Here is a 22,470-nt window from a genome sequence, read left to right on the forward strand (position 1 = left end):
CAGCCTTGCTGCCTTGGCGGGACGCCCTCACTTGAGTGAACGGAAGGCCTTGAGCATCTCGTCACGGGTCGCCTGCAGCGCGGCCTGAATCTCCGCCCTGCGCTCGCTGATGCGCCACGAGGGGCCGACCACGGACACGGAGTAATGGCCCTGGCTGGTCTCCAGGCCGATTCCGATCGCGCCAACTCCCTGCATATGCTCGTCCTCATCATGGCCGATGCCGGTGCGACGCACCTCGGCTAGTTGCGTCAGCAGTGCCGGCATCGCAAGGGTGTTGTTCGTGTAGGCCGTGAGATCCGTCCCCAGCAGGCGCTCCACCTGCTCGTCCTCGAGATGCGAGAGCAGCACCTTGCCGCTGGCTGTCGCATGCAATGACAGGAAATTGCCGGCCATCGGCGATACCCGCAGCGGCAGCGGCGACAACACCGAGTGCAGTATCAGCAGCTCGTTGCCGCTCAGACTGCAGAGCACCACCGTTTCCTCGGTGGTGCCGCTCAACGCCTCCAGAAACGACTTGGCATGCGTGGTGATGTCGAGCTGGCTATGGCGCGCCAGCCGCATCAGCGCAGAGCCGAGCCGTATCCCGCCATGGCCGTGGATTTCCAGCAGGTCTTCCTGGGCCAGCGCATCGACCAGCCGCTTGACGGTCGAGCGCGGCAGATCGTTCCTGGCGGCGATCTCCCCCAGGCTCATGCCCTGCTCACTGCCTTCCAGACTCTTGAGAATCGCCGCCACCCTGGCCACGACCTGCACGCCACTACCTTCTCTTGTGGACACAGACACAACTCCTTAACAAGCTAACTACTTGCCTAACGAAACCACCAAGTGGTACAGTGTACCGCATAACGAGACACCCAAGGTGTCTAGCGCTTCACCTCAAAACGGGAACTCTACAGTGGCCGCTCCTCAACCCTTCAATCTACGACTCGCACTCGGTCTTGTGGGCATTCTGCTCGCATCGCTGATGTCCGGTGTGGGAGAGCGTGTCACGCAGACCGTCCTGACGGATGTGGTCGGACACTTCGGTTTCTCCCACGATGAGGGCAGCTGGCTGACCACCCTCTACAGCGCGGCGGAAGTCTCGATGATGCTGCTCGCCGGCTGGCTGGCCGTCACCTTCAGCCTGCGCCGCTTCGCGATCGGTGCCTGCCTGTCACTGGCCCTGTTCTCGCTGCTGGTGCCACTGGCCGACAGCTTTCCGCTGATGGCGGGGCTGCGCGTTGCCCAGGGCCTGGCATCCGGCAGCATCCTGCCGCTGCTGATGATGTCGGCGCTGCGCTTCCTGCCGTGGCACAGCAAGCTCTATGGTCTGTCGGCCTATGCGATGACGGCCACCTTCGGCCCTTATCTGTCGGCACCGCTGGCCGCTCTCTATGGCGACCTGGGCGACTGGAATCTGGTGTTCTGGGAAACCGCGCCGGTATGCCTTCTCGCCGCCGCACTGGTCTCCTGGGGCCTGCCGCAGGACCCGCTCAAGCTGGAACGCTGCAAGCAGTTCGACTGGCTCGGTGCCTTGCTGGGCGTCACCGCCCTGTGCGCGCTGGTCGCCGGCATGACCCAGGGTGAGCGACTCGACTGGGGCAACTCGCCGTTGATCGTCGCCCTGCTGACCACGGGCGGGCTGGTCTTCGTGACCTTCCTGATCCATGAGTGGTTCCACCCGATGCCGCTCTACAAGCTGCAGCTGCTGGCACGCCGCAACTTTGCCTTCGGCATCATCACCCTGTGTACCTTCATGTTCCTGACCCTGGCCGCCGGCACCATTCCCGCCGCCTTCCTGGGGGAAGTGCAAGGCTATCGCCCCATGCAGCTGTTCCCGGTCATGTTGACCATGGCCCTGCCGCAGCTGCTGCTGGCACCGCTGGTGGCGACGCTGATCAATCGCAAGAGCGTCGACAGCCGCTACGTGATGGCCACGGGCCTGGTGTTGATCCTGATCAGCTGCCTGCTGGGCTCGCAGCTCACCAGCGACTGGAATCGCGACAACTTCTATCTCATCGAGGTGCTCAACACCCTGGGCCAGCCGATGGTGGTGGTACCGCTGCTGATGAATGCCACCGGGGCGCTCAGCCCGCTGGAAGGGCCGTTCGCCACCGCGATGGTCAACTCGCTGCGCGCCCTGTTCACGGTGGTGGCCTCCACGGTCTACGGAAGCTTCCTCGTCACGCGTGAAGCCCTGCACACCACTCGCCTGGGCGAGGCACTCGGCCTGCAGGGCAATCAGCCCGCCGGACTCATCCAGGTCGATGCGGCAAGCGATATCACCACGCGCATCTCCGAGCAGGCCTCCGTGATGAGCTATGCGGATGCCTACCTCGCCATCATCCCCTTCGTGGTGGCGCTGCTGATACTGGTCATGGTGCTGCCGATCCGCGCCTATCCGCCCCAACCGGCGCCGGCACCGGCACCTCAACCAGAGCCAGCACAGCGCTCTCAGTCTCAGCCCCCTCAGTCTCAGCTCCCTCAAGCACAACCCTCCGGGGCATAGACACAGACAAAGCCGGCGGCTGCCCGCCAGCCAGGATTCAGCCACTCCCCCCCTTCTTCGACATAGACGACGAGATACGACACCGACATGAACAAGACACGTACCACCCTACTGTTGAGCGTTCTGGCGCTCCTGCTGGTCGCGACCTACGCGGGCCTCTACTGGAAGGGCCACGATGGCCGCGAAGCCACCAACAATGCCTATGTGCGCGCCGATAGCGTGATGGTGACCACACGCGTCGCAGGCCAGATCGACAAGGTGCTGGTGGAGGACAACGAAGTGGTCAAGGAAGGCCAGATCCTGGCCACGCTGGATGACCGCGATTACCAGGCCTCCCTGCACTCCGCCCAGGCCGATCTCGCTGCCCAGCAGGCAGCGGTCGGTGACCTGGATGCCAACATCGAGCGTCAGCACGCCGTCGTCCAGCAGTCCATCGCCGAGGTGAAGTCCACCCAGGCCTCGCTGCGTTATGCGCGCAATGATGCCAAGCGTTACCGCAGCCTGCGCATGACCAACGCCGCCTCCCAGCAGGACAAGGAAAAGGCCGATGAACAGCAGGGCATCTGGGAAGCCAATCTCGTGCAGGCCCAGGCGGCTCAGCGCTCGGCGGAAAAGCAGATCGGCGTCCTTGAAGCCCAGCGCGTGGAAGCCCTGGCCGAGGTCGAACGCTCACGTGCAGCGCTCGAGCAGGCAGAGCTGAACACCGGCTATACCGTCATTCGTGCGCCGAAGGATGGCATCGTCACCCAGCGCTCACTGCGTGTCGGCGCCTACGTGCAACCGGGTGATTCGCTGCTGGCCATCGTGCCGCACAAGGAAGCCTATGTCGTCGCCAACTATCTCGAGACCCAGATGGCCGAGATGGAGCCGGGCCAACCGGTCGAGATGACGCTGGATAGCCTGCCGGGCAAGACCTTCACTGGCCATGTCGACAGCATCGCACCGGCCTCCAGCAGCGCCTTCTCGGCCGTGGCCAGCGAGAACGCCACCGGCAACTTCACCAAGATCACCCAGCGCATGCCGGTCAAGATCGTGTTCGACCCGAACCAGCCCGACTTCGACAAGGTACGCATCGGCATGTCAGTGATCGCCCATGTCACGACCCAGCAGCCCTGAGCGCCTTGCGACAGTCCTGAACGAGGCTAGACAGTCCTGAACGAGGCTAGACAGTCCTGAACGACTTGCGACAGCCCTGAAGCAGTCAAGAGAGCAGCCCCGAACGGCACGCCGCCCAACGACGCCCCTGAAGGTTGCCGCTACGCCATCACTCGATCATCAAAGGGATCAGCACCATGAAAATTCGCGCCGCCGTCACCGCCACCCAAGGCCAGCCCTTTGACCTCAAGGACGTCGAACTGGCGTCCCCCAAGGGTGACGAGATTCTGGTACGTGTCGTGGCCACCGGGGTCTGCCATACCGATGCCGCCGCACGCGACCTGGGCATCGCCCCTTATCCGATCGTGCTCGGCCATGAAGGTGCCGGCGTGGTCGAGCAGATCGGTGACAATGTCCGCGACATGGAAGTGGGCGACCATGTGGTGCTGTCCTTCGCGCACTGTAGTCATTGCAGCCACTGCCTGACCGGACACCCGACCGTCTGCGAGCGTGGCGGTGAGCTCAACTTCGGCGGCGTGATGGATGATGGCGGCAAGCGTCTGAGCTGTGACGGCCATGACGTCGCCACCTTCTTCGGCCAGTCGTCCTTCGCCACACACGCCGTGGTCAGCGAGCGCAATGCCGTCAAGGTCGACAGCGATGTCGATCTCGCCCTGCTGGGCCCGCTGGGTTGCGGCATCCAGACTGGCGCCGGCACCATCCTCAATCGCCTCAAGCCGGGCTTCGGTGACAGTCTCGTCGTGTTCGGTTGTGGCGCCGTGGGCCTGAGTGCCGTGATGGCGGCCAAAATCGCCGGCTGCAAGAACATCATCGCGGTCGACCTGCACGAGAGCCGTCTGGAGCTGGCCCATGAGCTGGGCGCGACCCACAGCGTCAACGGCAAGACCGAGGACCTGGTCGGCGAGATCAAGCGCATCACCGATGGCGGCAGCGAATTCTCCCTCGAGACCACCGGCGTACCGATGCTGGTGCGCAGCTCCCTGCAGGTGCTGCGTCCGCTGGGCACCTCTGCCATCGTCGGCCTGACCCACGATGTGACCCTGGACGTGCACCACGACCTGATGGCGGAAGGCAAGTCGATGATCGGCGTGATCGAAGGCGACGCCGTGCCGCGCGTCTTCATCCCGCGTCTGGTCGGCTACTACAAGGAAGGCCGCTTCCCCTTCGACAAGCTGATCCAGATGTATGACTTCGATGACATCGAACAGGCCTTCGCGGATTCGAAATCAGGCCTGACCGTCAAGCCGGTGCTGCGCATCAGCTCGCTGTAATCAGCGCCTGCGCCACCTGGTCTGTACCGCAAAGCCCCCGTGCGTCACTGACGCACGGGGGCTTTCTTCGTTGGTCGGCACGACCTCAGTCAGCGCGCTCGCGCATTGCCTACGGCTGACACAGCTGCCAGGCGTCGTGGTCGATATCGAGCATGGCGGCGATGGCGGCCGAGGCGATGACATGCGTCTGGCCACTGGCCTCGTCATGCACATTGAGGCCACCCTGCACCACCGTCACCTCGGCGCGCCCACGGGGAAGCTCGCGCGCCACCGCGTCCGTATCCACGGCGTCCGGCTCCTGCACCGCGATGGTGACCTCGACGCGCATCTGGTGGTGATCGATGCCGAGTGACTGGAACATCACGATGGAGGAATGATGCAGGGCGTCATGCACCGCACGGCAGGCGGCCTTGGTGTAGTCCATGCCATAGAGGTCATTGCCGGTGCCCATCTCGAGAATGATGCGTTGCTCGCTCATGACTGACCTCCTGCCGACTGCCCGGCCGTGGAAGAAGTGGGCGCCGCGCCGGCGGCCGCCACGCCGGTGGCCGCCATGTCGAATGACACGATGATGGCGACATTGGCGATCACGCTGACCCCGCTGCCATCCGGCTTGGCGACGTCCAGCCCGCCCTTGACCACGCGCACACTGGGCTGACCGTAGGGAAAGATGCCCAGCAGGGCATCACTGTCGACCTTGTCGGGCTGCTGCACGCCGATCTCGACCTCGATCAGCATCGCCTCCTTGGGGAAGCCGAAGGCGTCCGCCACGTTGAGCGAGTTGTGCCACAGGGCATCGCGGATGCCACGTGCCGCCGCCTCGGTGTAGTTCTGGCTGCGAATGGAGGTGCCCATGCCGAACTGGGTCACCATGCGTGTCTTGGCCACATTACCCCCTGATTTCCTGTCACGGAAAAGACGTACCACTCGCGCCGCCTATCAGCGCGGATGCTTGAAAAGCCCGATCACCCAACCTATCCCGCCCAGCAGCAGGGCGCCCTGCCAATCTCCCTGGAACAGCTCGATCAGCGCCAGGACGATTGCCACCAGCTGCGCACTGCGCACCGGGCTGACCGTCGCTGTGGGCTTGCGGTCATCCTGCTCTGACATGCGGCCTCCCGTCGCTGGCCCGATGTCTTCATCAGGCGATGACACCCTCGGGCGATGCCATCGTCGGGCGATGACTACGCCGAGCGATAACATCATGGGACGATGACAACGTCGCCCCATCGTTTCAGGAAAGCCTCAAGTAGAAAATACGACTTCCGTCCCCGAGCACCTGCAGGCACCAGCCCCGATCAGCTCATTGGGGCGTGTCAGGCGCCTCAAGCGCCAGCTGGCCCCAGAAGTGGCCGCTGCTGCGCGACAGCGTCGGGTCATTCATCAGGTAGGCAAAGGTGGACATGGGGTCGAGGTCGCCAAAGGTCTCTGGGTGCAGCCAGCGCGCGATGGCCTCCAGCGCGACGATGGCATAGGGCCCCTGGTGGAAGCCATGCCACAGCGCCATCACCCGGCCCTGCTTGACGGCATCCAGCGACTGCCAGCCGGGCAGTGTCTGCACCATGCGTTCCAGGTCGTGCTGGATATCCTCCCCCGAGATGCCGATGCCGGCACGCAGTCCATCGCCCTTGGCCCACTGGCCGCCGGTATTGAGAATCGCCTCGGGCGGGTGTGCCAGCACCCACTCCTTGCTGAGGGTGGCACCGCTGACCGGCGCCAGTTCAGCGGCCAGATTGCGCCCGCCAGCCCGCGTGACCAGGTCCGCCACGCCGTTGTGCAGATTGGTACGACAGCAATCCACCTTCACGCCCGGTGCGATGTTGATCAGCACATGCGGCCGTTCGGCTATCGTCGCCAGACGTTCGTCAATCAGCGCCAGATGCGCCGCGATGGTGTCATCCACCTCGCGGGCACGCGCCTCGACGCCGAGCACCTCGCCCAGCAGGCGCACGCTGACCGGAGCATCCAGCAGCGGATGATGATTGAACTCGACATACAGGTAGGGAGTGCCGACCTCGTCCAGCAGCGCCGCCAGCGGCGAGCCTTCGATACGTGAACGCTGGGAGAGATCGAACAGCACCAGGTCCGGCGTCAGCGCCAGCAGGGCCTCGCCCTCGAGGCTCGGGGTCGAGGCGCGACTCAGCGCTGGCAGCGTGGCCAGTTGTGGCCAGCGCGCTTCGAGACGCTCGGTCATCGCGGGATCAAACACCGCCAGGGGGTAGGCCCAGCCGACGATGCGCTCAAGCGGCGCATCCAGCAGCGTCAGCAGCGCATACAGCTGGCGCGGCTGGGCCAGGAAGATGCGCTGCGGTGAGGCCGCAAGCGTCACCTCGCGCCCGGCGAGATCCGTGACCTGACGCGGAAAGCTGGCCTGGGTCTGCCCCTTGGCGACCGGCTCGGCGGCATGGGCAAGGTTGCCCGGTGCGTTCGAGAAGGCGCCAGCGAAGACAGTGGCGAGTGCCAGCAGGCAAGCGCCTGCCAGTCTTCTGGGCTCGCTTCTGGGCTCAGTCTTGCGCACCGCCATCATCGTCTGGCTCCGACATCGCGCGTGATATGGCCAATGTCGGCGTGGGCCGAATCGGCGACGCGGTCGGTGAGCACTACCGGATGGCCCAGCGAGCAGCTCTCGATCCGCGCCTCGATGCCATAGGCCTCACGTAGATGCTCGGCGGTGATCACCTCCCGCGGGGCCCCGGTGGCCAGCAGGCCGGAGGGCGCGAACAGGATGATCTGATCGCAGAAACGCAGCGCCAGATTGATGTCATGCAGCGCGATCAGACAGATGGCCTGCTGCTCCTGCACCACACCGCGCACGCCTTCGATCAAGGCCAGCTGCCAGCGCAGGTCCAGCGCACTGGTCGGCTCATCCAGCAGCAGCAGTTGCGGCTGGCGCACCAGCGCCTGGGCGAGGCCGACCATCTGACGCTGGCCACCGGAGAGCGTGTCCATGCGCCGGAAGGCCAGCGAATGCAGCGACAGGCGCGCGAAGACCTGCTCGACCAGCGAATCCGTGGCCTCGCGGCTCAGTTCGGCACGCGCCGCACGACAGGCGCTGGCCACGGCTTCATAGGCGACCAGACTGGTCGGCTGCGGCAGCGTCTGCGGCAGGTAGCCGACATGGCGCATGCGATTCGCCCCGTGCAGCGACGACAGCGCCAGCTCGCCGAGGTGGATGTCGCCCTTGGCCGGACGCATGCCGGCAATCGCCTTGAGGAAGGTCGACTTGCCAACCGCATTCGGCCCGAGCACACCGACCAGTGAGCCCGCCGGCAGCGGTGGCAGATCGAGTTGATCGAAGATCATGCGCCGCTGATAGCCGGTGGTCAGCTGCGAGATCCTCAAGGATGCTTGCGAATCAAAGACGTGATGGCTCATCCCTGCCCCCTGCGCTGACCGAGCAGCAAGGCGAGGAAACAGGGGATACCGATCAACGAGGTCACGATCCCCACCGGCAGCACCAGTCCGGGTACCAGCGACTCACTGGCCGTCGCGGCCAGGGACAGCGCCAGCGCCCCCGCCAGCGCACTGCCGGGCAGATAGAAGCGATGGTCTTCCCCCAGCGCCAGACGCGCCATGTGCGGCCCGACCAGACCGATGAAGCCGATGGTGCCGACAAAGGCCACTGCCACTGCCGCCAGCAGGCTGACGCGCAACAGCGCCGTGCGACGCAGGCGGGTGACCGGCACGCCGAAGCTGCGTGCATGGTCTTCGCCGGCACGCAGCGCTGTCAGCGCCCAGGCACGCCGCATGGCGAAGGGCAGGCAGACGACCAAGACGCTTGCGATGATCGCGACTCGCTCCCACGAGGCTTCCGACAGGCTGCCCATGGTCCAGAACACCAGCTGTTGTAGCGCATCGGGACGGGCCACGAACTGCACCAGCGCATTGACGGCGTTGAGCACGAAGACCAGCGCGATGCCGAACAGCACGATGACTTCGCGACTGGCGCCATACAGCGAGGCCACGGCATCGATGGCCAGAATCGACAGCGCCGCGAACACGAAGGCCATCAGCGCGATGGTGTAGCTGGGCGGCAGCCCCGGCAAGGCGACATCCAGGATGATGACCAGCGAGGCACCAAGTGTCGCCGCGGCGCCCACGCCCAGTGTGAAGGGGCTGGCCAGGGCGTTGTTGAGCACGGTCTGCATCTCGGCGCCCGCAAGCCCCAGAGATGCACCGACCAGCGCCGCCATCACCGCCGTCGGCAGGCGAATCTGCCAGACGATGGCTTCATTGATCGGCCCGTGCGAGCCGGGATTGATGAGTTCGCCCAGCAGATCAGACAGCGCGAGATCGGCAGGGCCGGTCATGATGTCGCCAAGGATGGCCAACAGCAGTGCCAGGCCCAGCGCGGCGAGAATCACCACACGTTTCCAGGCGAAGCGCCGGTATTGCTGGGCGAGCGTAGGCGACGACTCAGGCGCTGAGGCCTGAGCGTGCGCGGGGGGAGACATCGGACTTTTTTCAATCACCAGCAAGGTCTGCCACTAGGAGGAGGAAGTGAACTTCCATGCATCAGGGCCCACCGGAGCCGCCAGGCAGCTCGGCTATCAGCATGAATCATGCGCAGATGATAATGATTGACGCCTGCAGTCACAATGCGCACGGTCGCGACTGGCGATATGCGCGACTCGGCTCACGTCCATTCAACCCAGCCAGGCGGTGCCGCCAGACCTTCCTACACCAGTGCTTCCCACACCCGCCCTGCTCACGCCTGCCCTGTTCAAATCCGGCTCACGTCCGGCTCACGCACGCTTCGGCAAATACCTGACTCGGCAAATACCTGACACAGCCAATGACATACCCGGAAAATGACAGACTCGGTGAACAGGCCGGCAAAAACTTGGTAGCGTCATGGTGGGTTGCTATGTTCAAGACTCGCTCGCCCCTTCTCTTGCCCAGGAGTCTGACATGGCCCGCCTCACTGCAAAGGATTTTGCTCCCGAGTTGCTGGAGCTGTACGACGGATATGTGCATGGCAACATCACTCGCCGCCAGTTTCTGGATCGCGCGGCGGCCTTTGCCGTTGCGGGCATGACGGCCACCTCGATTCTGGCAAGCTTGAGCCCCGACTACGCGCTGGCTTCCCAGGTCGAGTTCACGGACCCCGATATCGTCGCCGAATACATCACCTACCCGTCCCCCGAGGGCCACGGCGAGGTGCGCGCCTATCTGGTGAAGCCCGCCAAGGCCAGCGGCCCGCTGCCGGGCGTGGTGGTGGTGCATGAGAATCGTGGCCTCAACCCCTATATCGAGGACGTGGCGCGCCGCGTGGCCAAGGCCGGCTATATCGCGCTGGCCCCGGATGGGCTGAGCTCGGTGGGCGGCTATCCGGGCAATGACCCCAGGGGCAAGGAGCTGCAGGCACAGGTAGATCCTGAAAAGCTGATGAACGACTTCTTCGCCGCCATCGATTACCTGATGAGCGAGGACCGCACCACCGGCAAGATCGGCATCACCGGCTTCTGCTACGGCGGGGGCGTCTCCAATGCCGCCGCCGTGGCCTATCCGGAGCTTGCCTGTGCCGTGCCCTTCTATGGCCGCCAGCCGCGCGCCGAGGAAGTCGCCGCCATCAAGGCCCCGCTGTTGCTGCACTATGCGGAGCACGATGAGCGCGTCAATGCCGGCTGGCCCGCCTATGAAGCCGCGCTGAAGGAACACGACAAGGTCTATGAGGCCTACATCTACCCGGACACCCACCACGGCTTCCACAACGACTCCACCCCGCGCTATGACGAGCAGGCCGCCAAGCTCGCCTGGGACAGAACCCTTGCCTGGTTCGAGAAGTATCTGAGCTGACCTCAGACGGCACCAGGAAGACGGCCTGCCCGCCTCAAGGCAACGAAGCCAGCCATCACGCTATCCCCGTGATGGCTGGCTTCGTCATTTTCGAGTGAGACCGAGACTGATCTCTTCAGGCTCAGGCCTGATCAGTTCAGACCAGACCTATTCAGACTGACCTGTTCAGAACAGACCCGCTCTAAAAACAGCTCAGCTGCACAGCATGCCGCTGGCGACGATCTCGCTGAGCGTACCCTTGCCGATGCCGCTGATGCGGGTCAGTTGACCGCTGGAACTCCACGGACGCTGACGGATGATATCGGCGGCGCGTGCCGGCCCGATATTGGGCAGGCGATCCAGCTGATCGGCGTTGGCGGTATTGAGGTCGATACAGGTCTGACTCGCCGAACTGGAGGCGTTGGATGCACGACTGGCCACCTCTGTACCCGCCGCCTGCGGCTGGCCGCCGTCCAGCGGCAGCAACGCCAGTGTCTCGCCGGTCACCGACAGATAGATCGGGGCGTGATCGGAGACATCGGCACGCGCCGCCTCATGACTGATACCCAGATAGTCCGGGAAGCGGAACACATCGCCGCTGGCGCTGGGCCATTCGCTCGGCACATACCAGATGTTGTCGTAGAGCGAGGCATAGCGGCCATCGGTCTTGGAGAGCGTCGTCGCGCCCTCGGTGATCAGCGGGCGCAGGCCGAGGGTCCGCAGGTCTCCCCACGCAGGCTCGGTCGGTGCCATGTTGAAGTCGCCCATGATGATCGCCGGAGTGCCGGGCGAGATTTCCTTCATCAGGTCGTAGATATCCGCCAGCGCACGGATTTCCGGCGCTCGATCCGCCTTGCTGTCGCCGTAGACGATATGCACGTTGGCGGCGCTGAAGGCCCGCCCGCTGTCCTTCTCGACGAAGGTGGCCAGCAGCGGCTCGCGCGAGAACACATCCTCGGGGTCGAGATAGACGGCAGCTCCGCCCTGATAGGCGATCGACTTGTCGCGGTACAGATAGGCGTAACGCTCGGTATAGGTGCTGCGCCCGACCGCATGGCTGACCAGGCTATCCCACTCATCGCCGGTCAGCGCCTCAAGCTGCTGCTCGAGCTCGCTGACAACCTCCTCCTTCATCACCTCCTGCAGGCCGATCAGGTCCATATGGCTCGCCACCGCCGCGACCTGCTCGAGATGCTTGCCGTTGTTCCAGCCGGCATGCTTCAGATTCCAGCTGGCGATCACCGCATCCGCCTGACTGCTGGCCGCAGCGCCCAGCAGCACGGGCACTGTCATTGCCATCACTACCCTTCTGGCGATGCGCTCAAGCCGAGAACCGCCAGACGGCTGCCAGCCGCGCGGGGGCTTGCTGTTGTAGCTCGTGCTGCTCGTGCTGCTTGTGCTGCTGTTGCCAGCGATATCCAGGTGACTGCTGCTCGTATTGCTGACGCTACCGCGCTGACCTATCCGTATCACTGCGTGACCCTTGACTGATGACTCGTACACAAAAGACCGTAAGAGACTGTATCTTATGGGCTTGTCGTCAAGGTTTATAGAACCACGATATTATTTATTATCCTTTGCGCGACTCTTGATAGATGACAGGGAGCTAGCACGTCACACCACCGTCAGCGCCGGACCTTGCCACTTGACCTTTCAGCGCCAGCTTTTACTCTCGAGCGCTGATGCTTCCTTTCTCCAGTCACGAGATCCCATGACCCCATCGTCATCCCTTTCTCCCGGCAGCCTGCTGAATCACCTGCGCCAGACCACGCCGCTGGTGCACAACATCACCAATCATGTCGCGATGACGCCGACCGCCAATACCCTGCTGGCCATCGGTGCCTCGCCGCTGATGGCGCATGCGCAGCAGGAAATTCAGGAGATCTCCGCCATCAGTGCGGCGCTGTCGATCAATATCGGCACCCTGTCACCCAGCTGGATCGAGGCCATGCAGCTGGCCGCGATGTGCGCCCACCGCGATGGCAAACCCTGGGTGCTGGACCCCGTCGGCATCGGCGCCTCCAGCCTGCGCCAGTATGCGTGCCGCGCGCTGCTGGAATATCGTCCCAGCGTGATTCGCGCCAATGCCTCCGAAGTGCTGGCGCTGGCCGGTGAGATGAATCAGGGTCGCGGCGTGGACAGCGGCGATGACGGCGAGGATGCGCTGGAGCGCGCCAGTCGGGCCGCCGTCGCCCTGGCACGCGCGCAGAACTGCGTGGTGGCGATGACCGGTGGTGTCGATGTCGTCACCGATGGCCAGCGGCAAATCACGGTGCAGGGTGGTCATGCGCTGATGGGCCGCGTCACTGCCATGGGCTGCGCGCTGAGCAGCGTGGTCGCCGCCTTCCTCGCCGCCTCCCTCGCCGGGCATGACGACACCCTGCACGCCACCGCCGCCGCGCTGGCCTGTTACGCCGAGGCCGGTGAGACGGCGGGCCAGTCGGCGCAAGGCCCGGGTAGCTTCGTGCCACGCTTCATGGATGCCCTGTATACTCTCGACGCCGATTCCACCCCGCTAGCCTCTCGTCTGGAGCTGACCGATGTCACTTGATCTATCCCTTTACCTGGTCACCGACCCCGCGCTGTGCGCAGAGCGCGGCCTGGAAGCCACCGTGATGGCCGCCGTGCGCGGCGGCGTCAGTGTCGTGCAGCTGCGCGACAAGCACGCCAGCGACGAGGAGATGATCGCCCAGGCCATCCGCCTCAAGGCGCTGCTGGACGAGTACGAGGTGCCGCTGATCATCAATGACCGCATCGAGGTCGCGCTGGCCAGTGGCGCCGATGGCCTGCACATCGGTCAGAGCGATGGCGACCCGGTCGAGGCGCGTCGCCGTCTCGGCGAGGACGCCTTGATCGGCCTGTCGGTCCAGACGCTTGAGCAGCTCAAGGCCGTCGATGTCGAGCGCATCGACTACCTCGGCCTCGGCCCGGTGCATGCCACCCCGACCAAGCCGGATCATGCCGCACCGCTGGGCATCGAGGGACTCACGCAGCTCGTGCGCTCAAGCCCGCTGCCGACGGTCGCCATCGGCGGCATCTCGCTGGCCAATGCCGGCGAAGTCTTGACCAGCGGCACCGACGGCCTCGCCGTCGTCTCGGCGCTGTGCAGTGCCGAAGATCCCGCCGCGGCCGCCCAGCAATTCCTGGCGCAGTATCCGTTCTGATCAGAACTGATCAGAAATGAGCTGAACTGAGCTGAATTGAGCGGATCCAAGCCCGCCAGTCACGACAACGCCCGCCATGGTCAGCCATGGCGGGCGTTGTCGTCTTTGCTACCTGAACTGATTGAGCTGATTGAGCGGATCAGCTGGCCGCCAGGTCACTCTCGGCATTCGCCACCAGCGCGAACTCCTCCTCGGCGGTCTTCGCCACCAGCCGATGACGGCTGAAGATGGCGTAGTAGGCGATGCCCACCACGAACAGCACCAGGGTGTAATTGAAGGCACGCGGATCGAAGGCATAGACCCCGGTCAGCGCGATCAGCGAGAGCACCAGCGCGATGGCAGACGTCACGATGCCGCCCGGCGTGCGATAGGGACGTGCCAGCGCCGGTTGACGCAGGCGCAACAGGATGTGGCTGGCCGCCATCAGCGCGTAGGAAACTGTCGCCCCCACCACCGCCATGCCCAGGATCAGATCGCCCTCGCCGGTCAGCGAGACCAGGAACCCGAAGATGCCCGGCACCACCAGCGCCCAGGTCGGCGCCTTGCGCTTGCTGGTCAGCGACAGCGTCTTGGGCAGATACCCGGCCCGCGACAGCGCGAAGACCAGACGGCTGTAGCCATAGATGATCGAGAAGAACGACGCCACCAGCCCCGCCAGGGCCAGCACATTGACCAGTGTCGCCAGGCCCTCGCTGCCGGTGGCCTTGAGGGCATCCACCAGCGGCACGGCGCTGCTGCCGATTGCCTCGGCCCCCGCGGCACCGGCCAGCAGGAAGACGACCAGCACGGCGGTGAACATCAGAAACAGCATGGCGCCGATGATGCCGCGCGGGACATCACGGGCCGGATTGCGCGATTCCTCCGCCGCCAGCGGCACCCCTTCCACGGCCAGAAACAGCCACATGCCGAAGGGCAGCGCCGCCCAGATGCCATACCAGCCATTGGGCATGAAGTCGCTGGCCCCCCAGGCATCGGTGGGTGCGATGTCGAACAGGCGACTGCTGTCGAAGTCGCCGATCAGCGCGACGGCGGTGGCGATGATCGCGAACACGGCCAGGCCGCTGATCACCATCATCACCTTGAGCGCCTCGCCGACCCCCGCCAAGTGGATGCCGATGAACACCAGATAGAAGATGGCGTAGATGATCGGGCCATTGATGCCCAGCAACGATTCCACCGCGCTGCCGATGAAGATGACGATGGCCGCGGGGGCCAGCGCATATTCGATCAGCACGGCAAGACCGGTGAGGTAGCCGCCTGCCGGCCCCATCGCCTGGCGGGCGAAGCTGTAACCGCCGCCGGCGGCCGGAATGGCCGCTGACATTTCGGCAAGCGACAGCACGAGTGCCAGGTACATGATGCCCATCAAGAGAGCGGCGATCGCGAAGCCGCCCCAGCCCGCCTCGCCGATGCCGAAATTCCAGCCGGCGAAATCGCCGGAAATCACGTAGGAGACCCCGAGGCCCGCCAGCAGGACCCAGCCTGCCGTCCCTTTCTTCAATTGGCGCCTGGCCAGATAGTCCTGCTCATTCGTGCCGTGTTTCGTGTCGCGAGTCATGGTGCCGCCTTGTATGCCTCAGGCATTTGTCATTGTTGGATCGGGAGTTTCCCGCTGCTGCGCTGCCGTCCCATCAGGACAGCAGGAAGTTCTGGATACCGGTGCCGCCTTCCAGCGCCGTCTCGCCGCTTCTGTCCTTGAGGCCCACACCGGTGAGGCCGAGCTTGCGTGCCTCACGCAGCAGGTAGTGCAGACGCTGGGCGGCCATGGCGAAGTCGAGCCCTGCCGGGCGCACGTTGGAGATGCAGTTGCGGCTGGCATCGCTCAGGCCGACGCGCGGCTGCCAGGTCAGATAGAGCCCGAGGCTGTCCGGAGAGCTGAGGCCGGGACGCTCGCCGACCATCACCAGCACTGCACGGGCCTTGAGCAGCTCACCGACTTCATCGCCGATCGCGACCCGCCCCTGCTCCACCACGCTGATCGGCGCCAAGGACCAGGCATCCGGCCCGTCTTCGGCAAGCGATTCCAGCAATGCGGCGATGAAGGGCGCGGCATTGTTCTGCACCGCCAGAGACGAGAGCCCATCGACAACCACGATGGCCAGATCGGCAGGCTGGGCATCGAGGGCGGACAGCTGCTGACGCGAATCCTCATCGAGACGCCGCCCGTAATCGGGGCGCTGCAGGTAGGTGGTGCGATCCACGGCGCGACTGTGCAGTCGCTGGATCTGCGGAGCATGCTCGAGCGCCGCGAGCTGATTGAGGTCCTCGATCAGTCGAGGAATCTCCAGCGGCAGGTGGACGGCGTCCTGGGCGCGGGCGTGCGCCAGCTGGAATTCCAGCGAACGATTGGTTGGCAGGCTGATGCCGGCACGGCCAAGGCCGATGCGCGCATCCGTGAACTGGCCAAGCCGCTGCCAGGGATTGGGCGTGACGATGGCATCGGGTTCGAGGCTGCGCGAGACCGCGTCAGCAGAGGGCTGGTCAGGGTTCATGCGTCACCTCCTGTCACCTGACGCAGTGAATTGGCGAAGCGGTCGGGCATCTCGCTCGGCAGTGTCTGGGTGGCGACATCGGTGAAGATCTGCATCTCCTCGAGCCAGGCGGCGAATTCCGGTGCCGGTCCCAGGCCCAGCACCCGCCGTGCATAGAGAGCATCGTGGAAGGAGGTGGTCTGATAATTGAGCATGATGTCATCCGAGCCGGGGATGCCCATGATGAAGTTGCAGCCCGCCACCCCGAGCAGCGTCAGCAGGGTATCCATGTCGTTCTGATCGGCATCGGCATGATTGGTGTAGCAGATGTCGCAGCCCATCGGCAGGCCCAGCAGCTTGCCGCAGAAGTGGTCCTCGAGGCCGGCGCGGATGATCTCCTTGCCATTGAACAGGTACTCGGGGCCGATGAAGCCAACCACGGTATTCACCAGCAGCGGCGAGTACTTGCGCGCCACCGCATAGGCGCGCGCCTCGCAGGTCTGCTGGTCCAGGCCGTGATGGGCATCGGCGGACAGCGCACTGCCCTGGCCGGTCTCGAAATACATCACGTTGTCGCCCATCGTGCCGCGCTTGAGCGACAGCGCAGCCTGCTGCGCCTCCGCCAGCACGGAGAGCTCGACCCCGAAGCTCTCGTTGGTGGCCTGGGTGCCGCCGATGGACTGGAAGACAAGATCCACCGGGGCACCCTGCTCGATGCACTCGAGGGTATTGGTGACGTGGGTCAGTACGCAGGACTGGGTGGGGATCGCGTACTTCTGGATCACCTCGTCCATCAGACGCATCAGCTTGATGCTCTGAGCCACGTTGTCGGTGGCCGGGTTGATGCCGATCACGGCGTCGCCGTTGCCGTAGAGCAGGCCATCGAGAATGCTGGCCGCGATGCCGGTGACGTCATCGGTGGGATGATTGGGCTGCAGGCGGGTCGAGAGATGGCCGCTCTTGCCGATGGTATTGCGAAAGGCGGTGACCACCTCGCACTTCTTCGCGACCAGAATCAGGTCCTGATTGCGCATCAACTTGCTGACCGCGGCGGCCATTTCGGGGGTAATGCCGGCGCGCACCTGCGCCAGCACCGCGGGGGTCGCGAGGTCACTCAGCAGCCAGTTGCGGAAGTCGCCGACGGTGAGATGCGCGATCGGCAGGAACGCCACCGGATCATGCTCATCGATGATCAGGCGGGTGATGTCGTCCTGTTCGTAGGGAATCAGCACGTCTTCGAGGAAGGTCTTGAGGGGCAACTCCGCCAGACACAGCTGAGCGACGACTCGCTCCTCGGCGGTTTCCGCGATCACGCCAGCAAGACGATCTCCGGAGCGGGCGGGCGTCGCCTTGGCCATCATCTCGGCCAGATTGGCAAAACGATGGACCTGACTGCCCAGGGTGTAACGGTACTCGCGGCTCATGGGAAATTCCTTGCCCTGACGGATGTCATTTCATATCAGTCGTTTTGCAGGAATCACGCCAATCTCCCTCCATGCCTCTTTGGTCCTGCATGCGCCTTGAAGCCGCATTGCGCAGGCCTGCTCCCGCACCACCGTGGCGCATGACCGCGTTCACCCTCGGTGCAGTGCATCGCGTACATCAGCCGCGTGCGCCCCCCAACTCCGTGATGATCGCCTCGCGCTGCTTGAGTGAAGCCACACCCGCATCGCCCAGCTTGCTGGCCACCTCACTGAGCAGGCCTTCGGCGAGGAACATGAAGGCGCTCATGCTGTTGCTGTAGAAGAGGCTGTGATTGGGCACATGGAAGCTGTAACGCGCCAGCGGCTCCAGCGGAGAGCTGGCCGAATCGGTCAGCGCGATCACCTCGACACCACGCTTGACCGCCACCTCGGCGCAGGCCACCACGCTTGGGGTATAGGGGAAGCAACTGGCCACCACCAGCACGTCACCGGCCGACAGCTGGGCCAGTGCATCGGCCACACCCTGACGACTGGCATCCAGCGGTGCCACGTCCGGGCGCAGCATGCCCAGCCCATAGGCCATGAACAGTGCCAGGGAATTGAACTGACGCATGCCGTGCAGGCGCACGCGCGGCGCCTTGGCCAGCAAGGTGGTCGCGGCCTCGAAGGCCGCGGCATCCACCCTCTCCAGCATGCTGAGGATGTTGGCGCTCTCCTGACGTCCCAGCCGCGCAAGCTGGGCCATGGCGCTGCTATCGGCGTCTCGCGCCAGCAGCTGCGAGGCCTGCTGACTGTAGAAATGCTCGCCATCCGTCACCGCCTGGCGAAAGACGTCCTGAAACCTGCTGAAGCCCTCGTAGCCCAGCCGCTGGGCCAGGCGCGAGAAGGTCGAGGCGTTCACGCCGGTCAGCTCCGCCAGCTGGCTGATGGAAGATACCGCCGTGCGTTGCGGGGACTCGATCAGCACCGCCAGCACGCGCCGGGAACTCGCGCCGAGACGAATCTCCACCTCACGACGATCGATCGCCGCCAGCAACTGCTTCAACCCCTCCAGGGTCTCCGGCGGCGAGTCAGGGGATGCGGGCCCGGGGGCTCGGGAGGATGGGGGCATGGGATACCTCCTTGGCAAGGGACAGGACAGATGGCGGCAACGGTAGCATCTCTGGCCGGTCGATTCCGAAGGCACAAGCGACCATATGCAATTATTTATTGCACAAACTGAAAATGCACTACATATTTGCATTACGTCTTCGCACCCCTGCCGCCACGGAGCCCGCATGAGCCACGTACTGCATCGCAACCTCAATCAGGAGTATCCCACCGCCGTGAAGGGCGATGGCCCCTACATCGTCGATCGCGAGGGTCGCCGTTATCTGGATGCCAGCGGTGGCGCAGCCGTGTCATGCCTGGGGCACAGCGACGAGGCGGTGGCGCAGGCCATCAAGGACCAGGTCAGCCAACTGGCCTACGCGCACACCTCGTTTTTCACCAGCGACCCGATGGAGCAGCTGGCCGACTTCCTCATCGAACGCGCCCCCGCAGGGCTCGACTCCGTCTACTTCGTCTCCGGCGGCTCGGAAGCGGTCGAGGCAGCACTCAAGCTGGCCCGTCAGTATTTCGTCGAGATCGGTCAGCCGCAGCGCAAGCACCTGATCGCGCGGCGCCAGAGCTATCACGGCAATACGCTGGGCGCGCTGGCCACTGGCGGCAATGCCTGGCGGCGTCAGCAATTCGAGCCGCTGCTGATCAACGTCAGTCACGTCAGCCCCTGCTACGCCTATCGGGACCAGCAGCCCGACGAGACGCCCGAGGCGATGGGCATTCGTCTTGCCGCGGAACTTGAGGCGGAAATCCTGCGCCTGGGCGCCGAGAACGTGATGGCCTTCGTGGCCGAACCGGTGGTCGGTGCCACCCTGGGCGCCGTCGCCGCGGTGCCGGGCTACTTCAGACGCATCCGCGAGGTCTGTGATCGCTACGGCGTGCTGCTGATTCTCGACGAGGTGATGTGCGGCATGGGGCGCACCGGCAGTCTGTTCGCCGCCGAGCAGGAAGGCGTCACGGCGGATCTGATCACCATCGCCAAGGGCCTGGGCGCCGGCTACCAGCCGATCGGCGCGACCCTGGTCAGCCAGCGTATTCGTGATGCCATCGCCAATGGCTCCGGCTTCTTCCAGCACGGCCATACCTACATCGGCCACGCCACCGCCTGTGCCGCGGCGCTGGCAGTCCAGCAGACCATCGAAGCCCGCGACCTGCTCACTCGTGTCAATGTCCTCGGCGAGGGGCTCAAGGCGCGCCTGAACGAGCGCTTCGCGCATCACCCCCATGTCGGCGACATCCGCGGTCGCGGCCTCTTCCAGGGGCTGGAGCTGGTGGCGGATCGCGATTCCAGAAAGCCCTTCGACGCCTCCCTCAAGCTGCATGCGCGACTCAAGAAGGCCGCCATGGCCGAAGGCCTGATGTGCTATCCGATGGGCGGCACCCTCGATGGCCGCCAGGGCGATCACATCCTGCTGGCACCGCCGTTCATTCTGCAGGAGTCGCACCTGGACGAGATCACCACCAAGCTGGGGCGAGCCATCGATACCACCCTTGCCAGCCTGTGACGGCTCAGCTGCAAGCGCATTGCCTACCTAACGATCTTTGAATGGATTTGAATGGAGTGACTTTCATGGCGATCACATCGCGCCTGACCGAACTGGATGACGCCAGCATGAGCGCGGCTCAGCGCGAGGTGCTGGCCGAGATTCTCAGCGGCCCGCGCGGCAATCTGGACGGCCCCTTCCTGGCCTGGATCCACAGCCCCGAGCTTGCCAATCATGCCCAGCGCCTCGGAGCCTTCTGCCGCTACGCCACCGGCCTTGAGCTGCGCCTCAGCGAGCTGGCGATTCTCACCACGGCGGCATGGTGGAAATCCCAGGCTGAATGGCAGATTCACGCGCCGATTGCCGAGCAGGCCGGCCTCGCGCCCGAGGTCATCACGGCGCTGCGCGAGGAGCGTGAACCCGCGTTTGAACAAGACGATGAGCGGCTGATCTATCGCGTCACCCGCGCGCTCTACGCCGAGCGGCGCGTCGATGATGGCCTGTACGGCGAGGCCGTCGCGATGTTCGGCGAAACCGTGGTGGTGGAGCTGATCGGGGTGCTGGGCTATTACGCCCTGGTGGCGATGACGCTGAATGTCTTCGCCGTCCGGCGCGGTGATGACATCCCGCTGCCCTTCGAGGAGCCGAGCCGATCTTGAAACGCGTGTCTTGAAGGGCCTGGATTGCGCCACGCCCGGAACGCTTGAGTACGACACGCACGCCCGGTGACAGCGCGCTTGCCGAGCTGTCGCGCGCGAGGCATGCTCGAAAGGCCACCTGCTGCGCCCCGGCCCTCCCCCCGGGGCGTGCGTCATTGCGGCGCGAATACCTCGATGACGACGCTTCGATATCGACGCCAGGATGACAACACCTCGATAACAACAAGATGACCACAAGGTGAGCGATCAATGAGTGATAGCGAACACACGGAAGTGGCGGTGATCGGCGCAGGCGCCGTGGGTGTCGCCTGCGCCCTGTGGCTGCGGCGCAGCGGCCACGAGGTGACGATGATCGAACGCGAAGGCATCGCCAGCGGCACCTCCTTCGGCAATGCCAGCACCCTGGCGGATTACGGCTGCCTGCCCATCGCCCGTCCGGAAATCTGGCGCAGCATGCCTTCGCTGCTGCTGTCGCCTGACTCGCCTTTCGTCATCGACTGGAAATGCCTGCCCAGGCTCTCGCCCTGGTTGATGCGCTTCATGGGCCAGTGCAACGCCACTCGCTTTCGTGCCAACAGCGAGATGCTGGCCCAGCTGCTCAGCCATACCTACACGGACTACCAGCCGCTGCTGGACGATGCCCCCGCCGCCGCCGCGATGATTCAGCGCAAGGGCTGTCTGTATGCCTACGGCAAGGCCGAGAACCTGCAGGCCGCACAGGGCGATATCCGACTGCGCGACCAGCTCGGCATCCACCAGCAGGTGCTGACGGCGGACGAGCTGATCGCGCTGGAACCCGCCATGGAAGGCCACACCGCGGGTGGCGTGCTGTTCCCCTCCTCCTGTCACCTCGATGACCCGCAGGTCTTCATCGACACCCTGGCCACCCCGCTGCGCGAAGAGGGCCGGATCGTCAGCGCCGAGGTCACCCGCCTGAGCCGACAGGCCTCCGGCATGCTGCTGGAGTACGCCGATGGCCGGCGACTCATGGCAGACAGAGTGGTGCTTGCAGCCGGGGCCTGGTCGGCACAGCTGGCGCGCCAGATCGGCGACCGGATTCCGTTGGATACCGAGCGTGGCTATCACATCGAATTCGATCTCGAGCACTCGCCGCTCAACCGCCCGACCTGCCCGGTGGAAAGCGCCTTCTACATGACGCCACTGCACAGTGCCGAGGGCGCGCGCCTGCGCGTGGCCGGCACCGTGGAGCTGAGCTCGCTTGCGGGGCCGGCCAACCCGGCCCGTTTCGACTATCTGGAAAGCCGGGTGCGCAAGGTGCTGGGCATTGACGCCCCGGTGGCCCGGCGCTGGCTGGGCTTTCGCCCCACCCTGCCCGATTCCGTGCCGGTGATCGGCCCGTCACCCAATGAGCCACGCGTGATCCATGCCTTTGGCCATCAGCATATCGGGGTGACACTGGCAGGCGTGACTGGGCGCCTGGTCAGCGAATGTTTAGCCAAAGGCTCACCAGAGTGGATCACGCCCTGCTCTGCGGCCCGATTTTGACACTCTGG

Annotated in this window: 21 protein-coding genes; 9 read left to right on the forward strand and 12 right to left on the reverse strand. The window is 64.8% G+C overall.

Going from position 1 to position 22,470, the window contains the following annotated elements:
* Positions 1 to 27 precede the first annotated feature (27 nt).
* On the reverse strand, positions 28 to 777 hold the full coding sequence (locus QD356_RS08195; RefSeq protein ID WP_197738678.1) for an IclR family transcriptional regulator: 750 nt from the start codon (positions 775 to 777) through the stop codon (positions 28 to 30).
* 118 nt (positions 778 to 895) lie between these two features.
* On the opposite strand from QD356_RS08195, the gene QD356_RS08200 reads away from it, so the two are divergent.
* From QD356_RS08200 to QD356_RS08210, 3 genes are all read left to right on the forward strand, one after another.
* Positions 896 to 2,488, forward strand: a complete 1,593-nt coding sequence (locus QD356_RS08200) for an MFS transporter (RefSeq protein ID WP_279877454.1) — start codon at positions 896 to 898, stop codon at positions 2,486 to 2,488.
* Positions 2,489 to 2,575: 87 nt separating this feature from the next.
* Positions 2,576 to 3,604 carry an HlyD family secretion protein gene (locus QD356_RS08205; protein WP_192837692.1) on the forward strand — a complete coding sequence of 343 codons (1,029 nt, stop codon included), beginning with the start codon at positions 2,576 to 2,578 and terminating at the stop codon, positions 3,602 to 3,604.
* 176 nt (positions 3,605 to 3,780) lie between these two features.
* Entirely contained in the window at positions 3,781 to 4,875 is a 1,095-nt protein-coding gene (locus tag QD356_RS08210) for an NAD(P)-dependent alcohol dehydrogenase (protein WP_192837691.1), read from the forward strand.
* A 109-nt stretch (positions 4,876 to 4,984) separates the two neighbouring features.
* Here QD356_RS08210 and QD356_RS08215 read toward each other — a convergent pair whose 3' ends face one another.
* The 6 genes from QD356_RS08215 to QD356_RS08240 form a co-directional block, all read right to left on the reverse strand.
* Positions 4,985 to 5,353, reverse strand: coding sequence for a Lin0512 family protein (locus QD356_RS08215; RefSeq protein WP_192837690.1), 369 nt, complete (start codon positions 5,351 to 5,353; stop codon positions 4,985 to 4,987).
* Positions 5,350 to 5,763: a Lin0512 family protein gene (locus QD356_RS08220; RefSeq protein ID WP_192837689.1), complete on the reverse strand. Its 414-nt coding sequence runs from the start codon at positions 5,761 to 5,763 to the stop codon at positions 5,350 to 5,352. Before QD356_RS08220 ends, QD356_RS08215 begins: the two co-directional genes overlap by 4 nt.
* 51 nt (positions 5,764 to 5,814) lie before the next feature.
* Positions 5,815 to 5,985, reverse strand: coding sequence for a hypothetical protein (locus QD356_RS08225; RefSeq protein ID WP_160317865.1), 171 nt, complete (start codon positions 5,983 to 5,985; stop codon positions 5,815 to 5,817).
* A gap of 193 nt (positions 5,986 to 6,178) precedes the next feature.
* Complete coding sequence (locus QD356_RS08230) at positions 6,179 to 7,402, reverse strand: ABC transporter substrate-binding protein (RefSeq protein ID WP_225996329.1); 1,224 nt, start codon at positions 7,400 to 7,402, stop codon at positions 6,179 to 6,181.
* On the reverse strand, positions 7,399 to 8,250 hold the full coding sequence (locus tag QD356_RS08235) for an ABC transporter ATP-binding protein (protein ID WP_054556228.1): 852 nt from the start codon (positions 8,248 to 8,250) through the stop codon (positions 7,399 to 7,401). The genes QD356_RS08230 and QD356_RS08235 overlap by 4 nt, the downstream gene beginning before the upstream one ends.
* Entirely contained in the window at positions 8,247 to 9,329 is a 1,083-nt protein-coding gene (locus tag QD356_RS08240) for an iron ABC transporter permease (protein WP_192837688.1), read from the reverse strand. The genes QD356_RS08235 and QD356_RS08240 overlap by 4 nt, the downstream gene beginning before the upstream one ends.
* Before the next feature lie 457 nt (positions 9,330 to 9,786).
* Here QD356_RS08240 and yghX point away from each other — a divergent pair, with 457 nt between their 5' ends.
* Positions 9,787 to 10,674 (forward strand): YghX family hydrolase, encoded by an 888-nt coding sequence (gene yghX / locus QD356_RS08245; RefSeq protein ID WP_131432393.1) that lies wholly within the window; start codon positions 9,787 to 9,789, stop codon positions 10,672 to 10,674.
* Positions 10,675 to 10,866: 192 nt separating this feature from the next.
* Here yghX and QD356_RS08250 read toward each other — a convergent pair whose 3' ends face one another.
* Complete coding sequence (locus QD356_RS08250; RefSeq protein WP_225996328.1) at positions 10,867 to 11,946, reverse strand: endonuclease/exonuclease/phosphatase family protein; 1,080 nt, start codon at positions 11,944 to 11,946, stop codon at positions 10,867 to 10,869.
* A 418-nt stretch (positions 11,947 to 12,364) separates the two neighbouring features.
* On the opposite strand from QD356_RS08250, the gene thiM reads away from it, so the two are divergent.
* Together thiM and thiE are read left to right on the forward strand one after the other, a co-directional pair.
* Positions 12,365 to 13,204 (forward strand): hydroxyethylthiazole kinase, encoded by an 840-nt coding sequence (gene thiM, locus QD356_RS08255; RefSeq protein ID WP_192837686.1) that lies wholly within the window; start codon positions 12,365 to 12,367, stop codon positions 13,202 to 13,204.
* Positions 13,194 to 13,817, forward strand: coding sequence for a thiamine phosphate synthase (gene thiE / locus QD356_RS08260; RefSeq protein WP_192837685.1), 624 nt, complete (start codon positions 13,194 to 13,196; stop codon positions 13,815 to 13,817). The genes thiM and thiE overlap by 11 nt, the downstream gene beginning before the upstream one ends.
* Before the next feature lie 139 nt (positions 13,818 to 13,956).
* Here the strand turns inward: thiE and eat are convergent, their stop codons facing one another.
* The 4 genes from eat to QD356_RS08280 all read right to left on the reverse strand — a co-directional run bounded on the left by eat (position 13,957) and on the right by QD356_RS08280 (position 18,823).
* Positions 13,957 to 15,375, reverse strand: a complete 1,419-nt coding sequence (eat, locus tag QD356_RS08265; RefSeq protein ID WP_192837684.1) for an ethanolamine permease — start codon at positions 15,373 to 15,375, stop codon at positions 13,957 to 13,959.
* A gap of 73 nt (positions 15,376 to 15,448) precedes the next feature.
* Positions 15,449 to 16,309 (reverse strand): ethanolamine ammonia-lyase subunit EutC, encoded by an 861-nt coding sequence (eutC, locus tag QD356_RS08270; protein ID WP_192837683.1) that lies wholly within the window; start codon positions 16,307 to 16,309, stop codon positions 15,449 to 15,451.
* The gene (locus QD356_RS08275; protein WP_192837682.1) at positions 16,306 to 17,712 is read right to left on the reverse strand and encodes an ethanolamine ammonia-lyase subunit EutB; all 1,407 of its coding nucleotides are present in this window, start codon (positions 17,710 to 17,712) and stop codon (positions 16,306 to 16,308) included. The genes eutC and QD356_RS08275 overlap by 4 nt, the downstream gene beginning before the upstream one ends.
* 178 nt (positions 17,713 to 17,890) lie before the next feature.
* Positions 17,891 to 18,823, reverse strand: coding sequence for a MurR/RpiR family transcriptional regulator (locus tag QD356_RS08280; RefSeq protein ID WP_192837681.1), 933 nt, complete (start codon positions 18,821 to 18,823; stop codon positions 17,891 to 17,893).
* 166 nt (positions 18,824 to 18,989) lie between these two features.
* Between QD356_RS08280 and QD356_RS08285 the strand changes: the two genes are divergently transcribed.
* From QD356_RS08285 to QD356_RS08295, 3 genes are all read left to right on the forward strand, one after another.
* Complete coding sequence (locus tag QD356_RS08285; protein ID WP_192837680.1) at positions 18,990 to 20,318, forward strand: aspartate aminotransferase family protein; 1,329 nt, start codon at positions 18,990 to 18,992, stop codon at positions 20,316 to 20,318.
* A gap of 65 nt (positions 20,319 to 20,383) precedes the next feature.
* Positions 20,384 to 20,956, forward strand: a complete 573-nt coding sequence (locus QD356_RS08290; RefSeq protein ID WP_192837679.1) for a carboxymuconolactone decarboxylase family protein — start codon at positions 20,384 to 20,386, stop codon at positions 20,954 to 20,956.
* 249 nt (positions 20,957 to 21,205) lie between these two features.
* Complete coding sequence (locus QD356_RS08295) at positions 21,206 to 22,462, forward strand: FAD-dependent oxidoreductase (RefSeq protein WP_192837678.1); 1,257 nt, start codon at positions 21,206 to 21,208, stop codon at positions 22,460 to 22,462.
* The last annotated feature ends 8 nt before the right edge of the window (positions 22,463 to 22,470 follow it).

The organism is Cobetia sp. 2AS, from assembly GCF_029846355.1.
Taxonomy (GTDB): Bacteria; Pseudomonadota; Gammaproteobacteria; order Pseudomonadales; family Halomonadaceae; genus Cobetia; species Cobetia amphilecti.